Genomic DNA, 13,067 nt, shown 5'->3' on the forward strand with positions numbered 1-13,067 from the left:
ATACAATTAGACAGAACGGAGGTATTTCTACATGAAAAAAGCTTATTTAGCCAACGGTCTGTCCAGTTTAGGCAATCTATTTGTCAATGGACTTATTATACAGAATGGTGTAATTTCCACTACCGAGCAAGAAGTAACTGAAGCTTTCACAATGCACTACTCTCCATAATTTTAATGGTTATTTACCTTACTATTCATTCAAAATTATTAGGTTACCATTAAAAAGGAGTTTATTTAGATTATGTGGTTTTTATTTGCAATATTAACATGGCTCGCATGGGGAGCAGCGAACTTATTTTATAAAAAGGGCTCGGACACAAACGACAAAAATAGTCATACGAAAATTACTATTATGGTTGGTCTTGTTATGGGGGTTCACGCTACGATTTATATGATCGTAAAAGGTTTAGAATTCCACCCGCAAGATATGTTAACGTATTTACCCGTTTCAACATTGTACATTGTGTCAATGGTTTTTGGTTATGTTGGGTTACGTTATTTAGAATTATCCATTGCAGCACCAGTGCAAAATGCTTCAGGTGCGGTTACAACGATTTTACTATATATGTTCTTTCCACAAGAAGTTACTTGGATACATTTTGCAGGTATCATTGCTATTACAGCCGGTGTTATTTGGATTGCTGTTATTGAAAAGCAACAGGACGATGCATTATTACGTTCTCAAAAAGTTAAAATTGAACGTAAATATCAATTTGGATTTTTCGCATTGTTATTCCCGATTTTATACGCATTAATAGATGGTGTAGGAACCTTCGCTGATGGTATCTACTTAGATGAGTTAACAATTATGACTGAAGATGCAGCGCTACTAGCATATGAATATACATTCTTTATCGTAGCGGTTGTATGCTTTATCTATCTTCGCTTCTATAAAAAAGTGAAATTCAATGTATTTAAAGAGCGTGATCGTACTTACGCAGCAATTTTAGAAACAATTGGTCAGTTCTTCTATGTATACGCAATTTCGTCATATGCGTTTATCTCTGCACCAATTATTTCGTCATACTGTATTTTCTCAATTATACTATCTCGTATTTTCTTAAAAGAAAAACTAACAAAGAAACAATACTTAGTAATTGCGATTATAATGATTGGTATCGTCATCCTCGGTCTTGCCGACGAATTATAATTGTAAAACGTCAATCGGAAAAATCGATTGGCGTTTTTTTGTTAAAGTTAAAAATAAATGAACTTTTTCCTTACTACCAGGTCTAATACATACAAAGCCCAAAGCGAGGTGACAGGATGGAACCACTAGAGCTAGCGCAACAAGCGATTAAAGGGGATGACCCTGCCTTTTTAGCTATCATGCAGTTGTATAAGAATGATTTATATCGTACTGCTTTTGCCTTTCTAAAGAACGAACATGATGCGGTAGAAGCTGTTCAGGAAGTAACAGTCCGTGCCTATCAAAAAATACATACACTAAAGGAACCTGCCTACATAAAAACGTGGCTCATCCGTATCATGATGAACTTTTGCCAGGATCAAATAGCAAAGAACAAGCGCTTTACTTCAAATGATAAGTTACAAGAAATTGCAGTCATGGATGACACACGTTTTTTAGAATTGAATGAAGCAATGGCATCCTTATCTAAAAAAGACCAACAACTTATTACATTGAAATACTTGCAAAATACGAAGATAAAAGAAATTGCAGTACTTGAAAATATACCAGAAGGCACAGTTAAATCGAGATTACATAAAGCATTACAATCATTGCGGACGTTTTGGTCAAAGGGAGGAGAGGACGCAGATGTATGAAAAGGAAGAAGCTAAATTACATGACATGCAAAAGGGCTTAGAAAAATTACCGATTCCTGATGTAGCACTTGATCAAGCTATCCAACAAGGAATGCAAATTGCACAATCTTCGAAACGTAGAAAGAAGCGTTCCCTCAAACGTGTTGCTTGGACCATTTCTATTGCAGCTCTTCTTTTTATCACACTCGTTGCATCCATTCGAGTGTCACCGGCCTTTGCGAAAACCGTTGCGAGCATTCCAGGGCTAGAACATTTAGTTGATTTAATCCAGTATGATAAAGGCATTCAAGCAATTGTTGAAAATGAATATTATGAAACTGTAGGAGTATCGCAAACAATAGATAATATTACTGTCACTATAGATGGGGTCATTGTGGATGAATCAGGTATGGTTATATTTTATACAACTGAATCACCTACAAAACTAAGTTCAGGAGATTATGGGGAGATTGAAATTTTCCATAATGGTAAAAGTCTCGTAGGTTCAACAGAGTATAGTAATCCAGATCACGAGAATAAAAAATATCGAAAAGATGAAATAACCTTCACATTTGCTGAACAGCAAAAATATATTTCTAAAGAGTTTGAACTCAAAATAAATTTAAGGAACGAGCAAAAAACGAGCTTTATTATTCCGTTTACGCTTAAAAAGGATATTCAGAAAGGTAAAGTATTCACAATAAATAAAGAAATAATAATGGATGGTCAAAAAATCGTGATAGAAGATATTACGCTATATCCATTGCGAGTTGCTGTTAATATCGCCTTTGATCAGCGCAATAAGATGAGAATATTAAATTTTGAGGATATCCGAATTGAAGATGAGCATGGGGAAGTTTGGAGTAGTATTAGGAATGGAATTTCAAGTTTCGGAGGAAATGACGATCACCAAAGAACATTTTTCTTGCAAAGTAATTTCTTTAAACAGCCTAAAAATTTATTTTTAAAATTTGATAAAGTTCAAGCATTGCCGAAAGAAGATGCCTATATAGTCGTAGACTTGAACAGAGAAAAAGTATTAAAAAGTCCTTATCAGGATAAAGTTAAAATTACTGATGTTTCGAAGCTTTTAATTCAGGCGGAAATGAAAGGAAAACATGAAGATTTACCCTATCAATTATTCTCTGGATTAGAAGATGCATCTGGCAGAGAACTAGACACAGATTCATGGTCTAGATGGTCGGATAATGATTCTACCCATTGGCAAGTAGGGCTTGAACCACAGAAAATAGTTAATCCAGTTAAAGTGTACTTCAATGCATATCCAAATTATTTAAAAGGAAACACATCCATCCAAATCAAATAAACAAAAAGCCTAGCTCACTCTTATAGAGAAAGCTAGGCTTTTTGCTATTAGGGAGCGATGGCAAGGCACGCATCTAATAAAATATCAGCTATTATTCTTTCAATTAAATTCATTACTTATTATTGGAGTAATAAACTGCATAACTAGATAGATAAAAAAGAGTATAGCTAAGATAATTTTATAAATTTTATTGGATTTATCATTTATAAATCTAATTCCTATTTTGCATGATAGTGTTAGTAACATTGCTTTCAATCCAATATTAATAATCAGGAGAGAAGGATTAACTATTATACATAGGAAGTTTAGAATACAAAGAGCTGTCATAATTTTTTCTAATTTAATTAAATTGTTTTCTTCGAAATATTCATATTTACTAGTTCTTAATTTGTACAATAAAAGTATTATCACGAAAAGTGAATAGAAGCTTATACTTGTAATAATAATTCTTTGGCCTAAAAGCATAGTTATAAATCCTTTCCGATTCCGGACGCAATTATGCCGAGGCATAATTGATCATTACGTTTACATGTTCTGACCTGTCTTTGGGAACAATGATATTAAGGTAACCGTCTTTATATTTATAATTCATAATCGATAGTATTCAAGCTATTTGTTTTTTTCTCCATGGCATTATATTTTTCAGGCTAAACTGCAACGCCACCATCAAACATCTTTTTCATTAGAAAAGCTATGGGGTGAGGCGAAAAGAGTAGTTGTGAAAACGAAAAATGCTTGTCCGATGCTTCTTCAATTGAGTGACCGGTTTTCCTTCTATCAATCTTCATTCTATTATGGCATAATTTGTCGTGGGCTTCGAATGCTTTTATTGAACATAGGATTTATAAAATTTTTGAGGTGAAACATAGATGTATAAGAGAAAACGACTTTTACAAGGTATACTTGTAATTTCAACATTACAGATGCTGTATTATTATTTTATAGGAAAAAAATACCTGTTTATTAATGGTCTAGGAGATATGCCAGTTTATATTATTGGCGGTAATGTATTATTGTTCGTCGCTTACTTTATATTGGTTGAAAAAAGTAATATAAGAAAAAAGAATATACTTATCATAATTGCATATGTACTTTTAATAATAGCTCCATTCTATTTTCAAAAGCATGTACCGAGTTTTAATGTAGAAGATGCAGCGCAAATTATTTCGCGTACCGAGGGCGGAAAAGTTGTGAAAGACCGCAAATTTAGCGGGACAATTGTCGACTATTCGGGGCTAGAAATGTACATTATTACGCTTGAAAAGAATAAAGTAGTTTCGCGTTATGCATTCGATCCATATACAGAAAAATACTATTCATTTGCGGATTAGAAATGAGGTTTAATCATGGCAGAACACAGTTTTCATTTGACCGCGAATTGGCCAGGAGGTCGTAATGAGGTAGGTACAATCGCATCTGGTCAACTACAAACAAAAGTATCAATTCCATCTGAAATGGATGGGCCTGGTATTGGTACAAATCCAGATGAGATGTTGTTAGGAGCTGCTGCGACTTGTTATATTATTACGTTAGCTGCTATGCTTGAGCGCTCAAGTATCAATGTAGTGAGTTTATCGATGCAATCTGAAGGAGTCGTTGATGTAACGAATGGAGTCTTTACTTATAAAAAGATCATCCATAAACCAGAAATTATTTTATCAAACGGTTCAACGGCACGAGATGCTAGTCTAACGCAAAAACTTGCAGAAAAAGCTGAAAAAACATGCATGATCAGTAAAGCAATTCAAGGAAATGTAGCACTTGAATTGCAAGTGCAATTAATAATAGAAGAGTAAGTTGAACTGCTAATCAAAGTCGATTGATTAGCAGTTTTTTTAAATAATTGACAATAGGATTGATTGTACTTTTTTAGGCAAATCCCATAAGGTCTTTCACATGATGTGTATTTTCTTTTGTCGTTAGCATTTCAAGTAATAGGAATGCGACATCAAAAGCAGTACCGGGATTTGAAGATGTAATGATATTGCCATCTTGAACAATTCTCTCATTTTGTACGTTTACGCCAAAATTCTTTAACTGTTCTTTTCTTATACTTGTAGGGTGAGCGTAAGTCGTTGCTTTTCTATTTGCAAGAATGCCACTTTTACCAAGGGCTAATGATGCAACACAAATGCTAGCAATAGGTTTTTGTTTTGCATCAAAATGCCTGATTACTTTCAAAAATGATTCACTAAATGCGTCTTCATAAAAGCCCGCCTCTTCAAATCCCCCGGGAATAGCCAATGCATCAAATTCATCTAATTGAATGTCATCAACTGTTTTTTCAGGTACAACGTTGAAATTCCAAGTGCAAGTTAATTTATCTCGAAGACCAACTGTCACAACCTCAGTCGAACCGTCTCCTTCCCATTTGTTCCAACCAAGCACATCTGTAAATACGCTAGCCTCTACGGCTTCAAAGCCATCAGCTAATAACAGTAATATTTTTTTCATTTCTTAATCCCTCCTCCGATACCTTTTATTTTAATTGACTAAAAAGGTATATTACATAAGTTAAAAAAGGATATTTATTCAATTGAATTTAAATTATTAAGATTTTAGGTTATTCTATTTAATAAAAAAAGGTGCGTGGAAATATGGATCAGGTAGATAAGAAAATAGTAAGGGAACTACAGTTAAATGCCAAAATTACTATGAAGGAATTAGCAGAAATCGTTCATTTATCGTCTCCAGCAGTTACAGAGCGTGTTAGAAAGCTTGAAGAACAGCAAATTATTGAAGGTTATCATGCACAAGTTGCATTGAAGAAGATGAATCGTTTAATGCGTGCGATTATTTTGTTTGAATCAAAAGACTGTAAAGCATTAACGAATTTTTGTCATAATCATCCGGATGTACTTGAGTGTTACCGAGTGGCAGGCGAGATTAGTTATATTGTTAAGATAGCAACGCATTCTGTAGAAAGTCTAGAACGATTTATTGATGACTCTATGCAATATGGCACACCATCAACAAATATTGTGTTATCGTCCTATGAAAAAAGAGTTATAGAACCTTTTACGATGGAAGAAGAATAATTTAAGTAAAGTAATCGTGTTTGAAGTTATTCAAAACCATGTCAATTACTTTATCATGCTAAAATACTGCACTGATAGCACATGAGAAATTTTTACTTTTTTACAAAAAGTACTTAATTTCAATTAGATTTTATGTAGAATGAAAGTAGTGTTTTAGGAGAATTTCTCATTCAAATCGCCTTTTGGATCGTTCATATTCGGCGAATTGCTATAGAGTATTTTCAAAATGATAATAAGGATGTGACTGTTAAATGATTACATTAGACGGAAAGAACCTATCATTGGCGGATCTAAATATTATTCTAAATGATGACGTCAAAGTTAAATTAGACGAAAATGCGATAGAACTTGTTAAGAAAAGCCGTTTAGCTGTTGAGAAAATTGTCCGTGAAGATCAAACTGTTTATGGTATCAATACGGGTTTTGGAAAATTTAGTGATGTGAAAATTGCAGAAGAGGATACGCGACAATTACAACTTCATTTAATTCGTTCACATGCTTGTGGTATAGGTGCTCCTTTTGCTGAAGTCGTTTCTAGAGCAATGATTGTTCTACGTTTAAATGCTTTATTAAAAGGTTTTTCTGGCATTCGGATAGAAGTGTTAGAACGCCTTGCATATATGGTAAATAATCGAATTCATCCAGTTATTCCTCAGCAAGGATCACTCGGTGCATCAGGTGATTTGGCACCATTATCACATTTAGCTTTAGTATTAATTGGTGAAGGTTTTGTCTGGCAAAAGAATGAACAAGTGCCAGCAGCTGAAGTATGGCAAGTGCATAATTTGAAAGCGATTACATTAGAGGCGAAAGAGGGCTTAGCGCTAATAAATGGAACCCAAGCAATGACAGCTCAAGGTGTTATAAATTATTTAGAAGCTGAAAAACTAGCGTATGACAGCGAATGGATTGCAGCAATGACAATGGAGTCGTTATTCGGAATTGTCGATGCCTTCCATCCGGCAGTTCATGAAGCACGTGGCTATAAAGAGCAAATGGACGTAGCGGAACGTATGCGTAATTGGTTAGCTGGAAGTCAATTAGCAACTAAACAAGGGGAGAAACGAGTGCAAGACGCTTATTCCCTTCGCTGTATTCCCCAAATTCATGGAGCTAGCTGGCAAGTACTCAATTATGTGAAAGAGAAACTTGAAATTGAGATAAATGCTGCTACTGATAATCCACTTATTTTTGATGATGGTGGTAAGGTTATATCAGGTGGGAATTTTCATGGTCAACCAATCGCTTTTGCTATGGATTTCTTGAAGATTGGTATGGCTGAATTAGCAAACATTTCGGAGCGTCGAATTGAACGTCTCGTAAATCCTCAATTAAGTGAAGGGTTACCGGCTTTTTTAAGCGCACAACCAGGTCTGCAATCTGGAGCCATGATATTACAATATGCAGCAGCAAGCCTTGTATCAGAGAATAAAACGTTGGCTCATCCGGCATCAGTCGATTCTATTCCATCTTCAGCCAATCAAGAAGATCATGTTAGTATGGGAACAATAGGTTCGAGACACGCATATCAAATAATTGAAAATGCTAGAAGGGTATTAGCAATAGAAGCCATTTGTGCAACACAAGCAGTTGAATATAGGGGCGTAGAGAAAATGTCTAAAGAACTTTATACTAAATGGCAAGAAGTACGCACAGTTGTACCTACAATCAATGAAGATCGAATTTTTAGCGAAGATGTAGAAAAGCTGGCTCAGTTGTTATCACCAACTAGTCATTAAAGAACTATAAAAACGCGTCTATTTAGAGGGATCTGCCAATAATAGACGCGCTGATAGATAAATCAAATAACAGCATCATGTCGATCTAAAGTGACGAGATCGGCATTTTTGTTTTCACGACTTTTTATCAAGTCATAAAAATTTTTAGAGCTGAGCATCCTCTTTAGTTATCTCTTCTTTTTTACCTATTGAATGCACAACATAATCATTCTCTCTAGATATTTGTTATAATGAATGCTTAATAGATAACAGTTAATAGATTGAGAGGATATATATAATGAATGAACAACCACATATTTTAGTAGTAGATGGAATGGCCCTGTTATTCCGTTCTTTTTTTGCAACAGCTCCGATGAACCAGTTTTTTAGAAAAGAAGACGGTACCCCGACAAATGGAGTACAAGGTTTTGCACGTCATATTTTGACTGCGCAATCGATGATGAAACCAACACATATAGCCGTATGCTGGGATATGGGAATGCATACATTCCGTAACGATTTGTTTGATGGCTATAAAGCAAATCGCCCGAGTCCACCAGATGAATTGAAACCACAATTTGATATGGCGAAGGACGTTTCGGAAATGATTGGTTGGAAAAACTTTGGTGAAGTAGGAATGGAAGCGGACGATACAATTGGCTCAATGGTTGAAAAATGGAAGAACGATGCGAAGATAACTGTTGTAAGTGGAGATAAGGATTTACTACAGTTATTAAACCCTTCAACGACAATTGCCTTAACGAAAAAAGGCTATACAGAATATAATGTCTATGACGTACAACGCTTCGAAGAAGAATACGCGATTGCACCTGCATTATTTGCTGATGTCAAAGCATTTATGGGTGACTCAAGTGATGGCTATCCTGGTGTTAAAGGTATAGGTCCGAAAACCGCGTTGAACCTTATTCAAACATATGGTTCAGTTGATGGCGTATTAGCTGCTATTGACGAACTTAAACCAGCTCAACGTTCTAAAATCACGGAATATGAAGAGATGTTAAAGCTTTCACATCAACTAGCAAAAATTCATACGGAAGTGCCAATTCATGCGACAATCGATGATTTATCTTTGCCAATACTAACGCAAGAAAAGCTTGATCGATTAACGTTGGATGGTTATTCACTTATTTCACGCCATGCAAAATCATTATTCCCAATTGGCTAAAGGTGTCATTTTTACAAAGCTAAGCACTTTTTGATTGGCTTTATATGAAATTTCGCGTATTTGGCTATTGCGATTTTGTCCACCATTATCATGAACAATAAGAATGACATCATTCTCAACCTCTTCAAAACCGATGAGTGGTACCCAGTGATAGGCATATGTGGGATTTAAGCAAAAATGAAATGAAAAATATTTATCAAACTTCATTGCAACGGGTCTTCCCTCGCGCAATTCAAACAAAGCATCATGTAAGCTACAGCTTTGAATAGACCAATCTGGCCCAACTAATTTCCGCATATTACGAATGAAGCGGTACTTAAAAAGGCCGATTGGTGTCGTTCCGAGCTGTTTATAAAGCTGATTGATGCTTTTTGTTGTTTCATGAGGTAATAGGTAGTCCAACATGACTGCGGCGGTTGTTGGTCCACATGCAGAATTCCGAAATTTTTTAAGCACATTATCGGCGTGTTGGGATTGCCCATTTACAGGTAACTGAATGCGCATATAAATCGCCTCCATAAAAAGAATGTATGAATATAAATGAGTTAGGATTCAACTCATAGTTACTATTTGAAAAAGATTTAAGATACAAGCATTTCCGGACAACAAAATATTTAAATTTGATTTGTTTTTTTTACATTATTATTGCAACGTAAGTATGTAAATGTTAGAACTTTTCATGAATAGAATACATAGTATATTACAAGATGAACAAGAAAAAACGTATAGACACTAACTTGCTTCCCATTTAAGATGTTCTTGGGTAATAGTTGATACAAAGCAATCATTTCAATTTGATTTCTTTCCAAATTTTTTATTTCGCATCATCTTAAAAGATTGTTTATATCACATGTATAGTTGATTGGAGCGAAGGTGGCGACTCCTGCGGGAAAAGCGGGACAGTCCAAGACCCTGCAGGAGCGTAGCGACGAAGCGGCTTGGCGCCCGCCCGCGGAAAGCGCCAACCGTAGCGGAAATCAACGGCCTTATTAAAAAGAAAAAAGACCGTAGATAAATTCGAATCCCTTCGAGTTTGTCTACAGTCTATCCGTTAAACAATGTTACGCTTTTAACTTTTGAGCTTCTAAAAACTCAGTTACTTGAGCTGGTGATTTAGCATTTGCACTGTGAAGGTGAGCTAATTTTTCGCCCTCTTTGAAGATCAGTAAGCTAGGAATACCCATAACATCATACTTTTCAGCAAGCTCTGGAAGCTCATCGCGATTTAATTCATACCAATCATATTGATTGTATTCTTCGATAATAGGATCGATGAACATATCCATGCGTGTGCAGTCAGGGCACCATCCAGCGTGGAATTTTACGATCACAGGTTTTGTTGTCGCAGTCGTTTCATTAAATTGTTCGATAGTTGTAATTGGTTTCATAAGTAAATCCCTCCTATTGAAATAGTGTACACGTTTTTTGTTGGCCCTGAAAGCAACTTGCTTTAAAAAAGTGAGGCACGCCTGTAAAAAGGAATATATTTAAAATTAAATCCATATTTTTGTATTTTTGCGAATTTGATTATTGCGAAAATATAGAAAATGGTCTAAACTTATAAGCAGATAAGGAAGTTTTATTTTTTTTACTCATAAAATGAATGAGTGTTCATTCAAAAATGGGGAAAGGGAGGATTTGCTCATGGCTTATCAAATTAAGAAGGCAGCTGTTTTAGGTTCGGGGGTAATGGGTTCGGGGATCGCAGCCCATTTAGCAAATATCGGTATTCCAACAATTTTGCTTGATATCGTGCCAAAGGAATTAACGAAAGATGAAGAAGTGAAGGGGCTTACTTTAGACAGTCCGGTCGTTCGTAATCGATTTGCAACAACTGCATTACAAAAGCTTTTAAAACAAAAACCTGCACCGTTAACTGCTAAGAAGAACTTAGCGTTATTATCAGTAGGGAATTTTGAAGATGATCTTGAGAAGCTAAAAGAAGTGGATTGGATCATAGAAGTTGTTGTAGAAAATTTGGCAATTAAAAAGAATTTATATGAAAAAATTGATACAGTACGGAAGCCGGGTACAATTATTAGTTCAAACACATCTGGTATTAGTATTGATGCAATGGCTGAGGATCGTTCTGAGGACTTCCAAAAGCATTTCCTAGGCACTCATTTCTTCAATCCACCACGTTATTTGAAACTGCTTGAAGTAATTCCGGCGAAGAACACTTGCCCTAATGTAGTGGCATTTATGAAAGAATTTGGAGAAGATAAACTAGGAAAGGGTGTCGTTCTAGCTAAAGACACACCTAATTTTATCGCTAATCGAATTGGTACATATGGCTTGCTCGTAACTCTGCGCGAAATGCAAGAGCGCGGTTACTCAGTTGGCGAAGTAGATTCTGTGACGGGTCCTTTAATAGGTCGTCCAAAATCAGCAACACTTCGTACATTAGATGTTGTGGGCTTAGATACTTTCGTCCACGTAGCAAAAAATGTATATGACCAAACAACAGGTGAAGAGCAGCAAGTATTTGAAGTACCAGCGTATGTTCAGAAAATGGTTGATAATGGATGGATTGGAGCAAAGTCTGGTCAAGGATTCTTCATTAAAAAAGGAAAAGAAATATTAGAGTTAAATACAGATACATTTGAATATGAACCAGTGAAGAAACTCCGCACACCTTCAACTGAAATGGCAAAGCAGCAAAAAGGTTTAGCAGCGAAAGTGAAATTGTTAACTTATGCTGATGACCGTACAGGTGAGTTATTGTGGAGTGTGCTAGCACCAACTTTACTTTACTCAGCGCAACTTCACGGTGAAATTGCCGATGATATTGTTTCAATTGATAATGCCATGAAATGGGGCTTCGGTTGGGCACAAGGTCCATTCGAAATTTGGGATGCAATAGGAGTCAAGAAATCAGTTGAGAAGATGACTGCTGAAGGTAAAGAGATTCCTAGTTTTGTAGAAGGATTACTAGCAAAAGGCTATGAAACTTTTTATAAAGAACTAGAGGATGGGTTAGCTTACTTCGACGGGGAAGATTACAAGCTTGTACCAGTCAATGAAAAAGCAATCGATTTAAAGCGTTATAAGAAAAAACACGGTGTTATTAAATCGAATTCAGGTGCGAGTTTAATCGATATGGGTGATGGTATTGCGTTACTTGAATTCCATTCGCAAGCGAATGCCATTGGATTAGATGTTATACAAATGATTAACTACGCTATTGATGAGGTAGAAGCTAATTACAAAGGGCTTGTTATTGGTAACCAAGGGAAGAACTTCTGCGTTGGTGCTAACTTAGGAATGATTCTTATGGAAGCCCAAGATGACAATATTTTCGAATTAGATTTCACGATACGTGGTTTCCAAGATGCGATGACTAAAATTAAGTATAGTTCAAAGCCAGTAGTAGCAGCACCATTTGCGATGACGCTTGGTGGCGGTTCTGAAGTATGTTTACCAACAGCGCATATTCAAGCAACTATGGAAACATATATGGGGCTTGTGGAAGTAGGCGTAGGTCTAATTCCTGGCGGTGGCGGTAATAAAGAGTTGTACATGAAGCATTTAAAAGGGTTACCAAATGGAGTACAAGTTGATTATCAAAATATCGCAAACAAAGTATTCGAATCTATCGCAATGGCGAAAGTTTCAACATCTGCTGAGGAAGCAAGAGAAAATAACTTCTTAAACTTTGCAGATGGTATTAGTGTTAACCCTGATCACCAACTGTATGATGCAAAACTAGCAGCATTGGCACTTTATGAAGGTGGCTATACTGCACCAATTAGAACGAAGGTGCCAGTTGTAGGTGAAACAGGCTATGCAACATTATTATCAGGTGCCCAAGGGATGTACCAATCAGGGTTCATTAGTGAACATGATTTGAAAATCGCAAAAAAGCTTGCCTATGTTATAGCAGGTGGCAAAGTTCCATATGGCACATTAGTGGATGAACAATACTTACTAGATTTAGAGCGTGAAGCATTCTTAAGCCTTGTTGCAGAACCGAAATCGCAAGCTAGAATGCAACATATGTTAGTGAAAGGAAAACCACTTCGCAACTAATTTTA

General features: G+C 35.9%; 12 protein-coding genes. 9 read left to right on the forward strand and 3 right to left on the reverse strand.

What is annotated here, in order from left to right; all coding sequences use genetic code 11:
* The first annotated feature begins 241 nt into the window (after positions 1–241).
* From ACZLO7_RS04840 to ACZLO7_RS04860, 5 genes are all read left to right on the forward strand, one after another.
* The gene (locus ACZLO7_RS04840; protein ID WP_464938377.1) at positions 242–1,150 is read left to right on the forward strand and encodes an EamA family transporter; all 909 of its coding nucleotides are present in this window, start codon (positions 242–244) and stop codon (positions 1,148–1,150) included.
* A gap of 116 nt (positions 1,151–1,266) precedes the next feature.
* The gene (locus ACZLO7_RS04845) at positions 1,267–1,785 is read left to right on the forward strand and encodes a sigma-70 family RNA polymerase sigma factor (protein ID WP_464938378.1); all 519 of its coding nucleotides are present in this window, start codon (positions 1,267–1,269) and stop codon (positions 1,783–1,785) included.
* The gene (locus ACZLO7_RS04850; RefSeq protein WP_464938379.1) at positions 1,778–3,091 is read left to right on the forward strand and encodes a DUF4179 domain-containing protein; all 1,314 of its coding nucleotides are present in this window, start codon (positions 1,778–1,780) and stop codon (positions 3,089–3,091) included. Before ACZLO7_RS04845 ends, ACZLO7_RS04850 begins: the two co-directional genes overlap by 8 nt.
* Before the next feature lie 869 nt (positions 3,092–3,960).
* On the forward strand, positions 3,961–4,422 hold the full coding sequence (locus ACZLO7_RS04855; protein WP_464938380.1) for a hypothetical protein: 462 nt from the start codon (positions 3,961–3,963) through the stop codon (positions 4,420–4,422).
* 15 nt (positions 4,423–4,437) lie between these two features.
* Complete coding sequence (locus ACZLO7_RS04860; RefSeq protein WP_464938381.1) at positions 4,438–4,887, forward strand: OsmC family protein; 450 nt, start codon at positions 4,438–4,440, stop codon at positions 4,885–4,887.
* Between the two features lie 73 nt (positions 4,888–4,960).
* Here the strand turns inward: ACZLO7_RS04860 and ACZLO7_RS04865 are convergent, their stop codons facing one another.
* Positions 4,961–5,545, reverse strand: coding sequence for a DJ-1/PfpI family protein (locus ACZLO7_RS04865; protein ID WP_464938382.1), 585 nt, complete (start codon positions 5,543–5,545; stop codon positions 4,961–4,963).
* Positions 5,546–5,688: 143 nt separating this feature from the next.
* Between ACZLO7_RS04865 and ACZLO7_RS04870 the strand changes: the two genes are divergently transcribed.
* The 3 genes from ACZLO7_RS04870 to ACZLO7_RS04880 all read left to right on the forward strand — a co-directional run bounded on the left by ACZLO7_RS04870 (position 5,689) and on the right by ACZLO7_RS04880 (position 9,033).
* Positions 5,689–6,129, forward strand: a complete 441-nt coding sequence (locus ACZLO7_RS04870; RefSeq protein WP_464938383.1) for an Lrp/AsnC family transcriptional regulator — start codon at positions 5,689–5,691, stop codon at positions 6,127–6,129.
* Between the two features lie 251 nt (positions 6,130–6,380).
* Positions 6,381–7,868: a histidine ammonia-lyase gene (gene hutH, locus ACZLO7_RS04875; protein ID WP_464938384.1), complete on the forward strand. Its 1,488-nt coding sequence runs from the start codon at positions 6,381–6,383 to the stop codon at positions 7,866–7,868.
* Between the two features lie 277 nt (positions 7,869–8,145).
* Positions 8,146–9,033, forward strand: a complete 888-nt coding sequence (locus tag ACZLO7_RS04880) for a 5'-3' exonuclease (RefSeq protein ID WP_464938385.1) — start codon at positions 8,146–8,148, stop codon at positions 9,031–9,033.
* Here ACZLO7_RS04880 and ACZLO7_RS04885 read toward each other — a convergent pair.
* Positions 9,016–9,537, reverse strand: coding sequence for a C39 family peptidase (locus ACZLO7_RS04885; RefSeq protein ID WP_464938386.1), 522 nt, complete (start codon positions 9,535–9,537; stop codon positions 9,016–9,018). The two genes, ACZLO7_RS04880 and ACZLO7_RS04885, sit on opposite strands and share 18 nt — an antisense overlap.
* Before the next feature lie 557 nt (positions 9,538–10,094).
* Positions 10,095–10,421, reverse strand: a complete 327-nt coding sequence (locus ACZLO7_RS04890; protein WP_464938387.1) for a thioredoxin family protein — start codon at positions 10,419–10,421, stop codon at positions 10,095–10,097.
* Between the two features lie 256 nt (positions 10,422–10,677).
* On the opposite strand from ACZLO7_RS04890, the gene ACZLO7_RS04895 reads away from it, so the two are divergent.
* Complete coding sequence (locus ACZLO7_RS04895) at positions 10,678–13,062, forward strand: 3-hydroxyacyl-CoA dehydrogenase NAD-binding domain-containing protein (RefSeq protein ID WP_464938388.1); 2,385 nt, start codon at positions 10,678–10,680, stop codon at positions 13,060–13,062.
* Positions 13,063–13,067 lie beyond the last annotated feature (5 nt).

Source organism: Viridibacillus sp. d25.2 (assembly GCF_055456015.2).

Bases quoted from the DNA above. Each gene is read 5' to 3' on its own strand.
- ACZLO7_RS04880 (WP_464938385.1), top strand. From the start codon at position 8,146: ATGAATGAACAACCACATATTTTAGTAGTAGATGGAATGGCCCTGTTA.
- ACZLO7_RS04845 (WP_464938378.1), top strand. From the start codon at position 1,267: ATGGAACCACTAGAGCTAGCGCAACAAGCGATTAAAGGGGATGACCCT.
- ACZLO7_RS04890 (WP_464938387.1), bottom strand. From the start codon at position 10,421: ATGAAACCAATTACAACTATCGAACAATTTAATGAAACGACTGCGACA.
- hutH (WP_464938384.1), top strand. From the start codon at position 6,381: ATGATTACATTAGACGGAAAGAACCTATCATTGGCGGATCTAAATATT.
- ACZLO7_RS04860 (WP_464938381.1), top strand. From the start codon at position 4,438: ATGGCAGAACACAGTTTTCATTTGACCGCGAATTGGCCAGGAGGTCGT.
- ACZLO7_RS04895 (WP_464938388.1), top strand. From the start codon at position 10,678: ATGGCTTATCAAATTAAGAAGGCAGCTGTTTTAGGTTCGGGGGTAATG.
- ACZLO7_RS04850 (WP_464938379.1), top strand. From the start codon at position 1,778: ATGTATGAAAAGGAAGAAGCTAAATTACATGACATGCAAAAGGGCTTA.
- ACZLO7_RS04855 (WP_464938380.1), top strand. From the start codon at position 3,961: ATGTATAAGAGAAAACGACTTTTACAAGGTATACTTGTAATTTCAACA.
- ACZLO7_RS04870 (WP_464938383.1), top strand. From the start codon at position 5,689: ATGGATCAGGTAGATAAGAAAATAGTAAGGGAACTACAGTTAAATGCC.
- ACZLO7_RS04865 (WP_464938382.1), bottom strand. From the start codon at position 5,545: ATGAAAAAAATATTACTGTTATTAGCTGATGGCTTTGAAGCCGTAGAG.
- ACZLO7_RS04840 (WP_464938377.1), top strand. From the start codon at position 242: ATGTGGTTTTTATTTGCAATATTAACATGGCTCGCATGGGGAGCAGCG.
- ACZLO7_RS04885 (WP_464938386.1), bottom strand. From the start codon at position 9,537: ATGCGCATTCAGTTACCTGTAAATGGGCAATCCCAACACGCCGATAAT.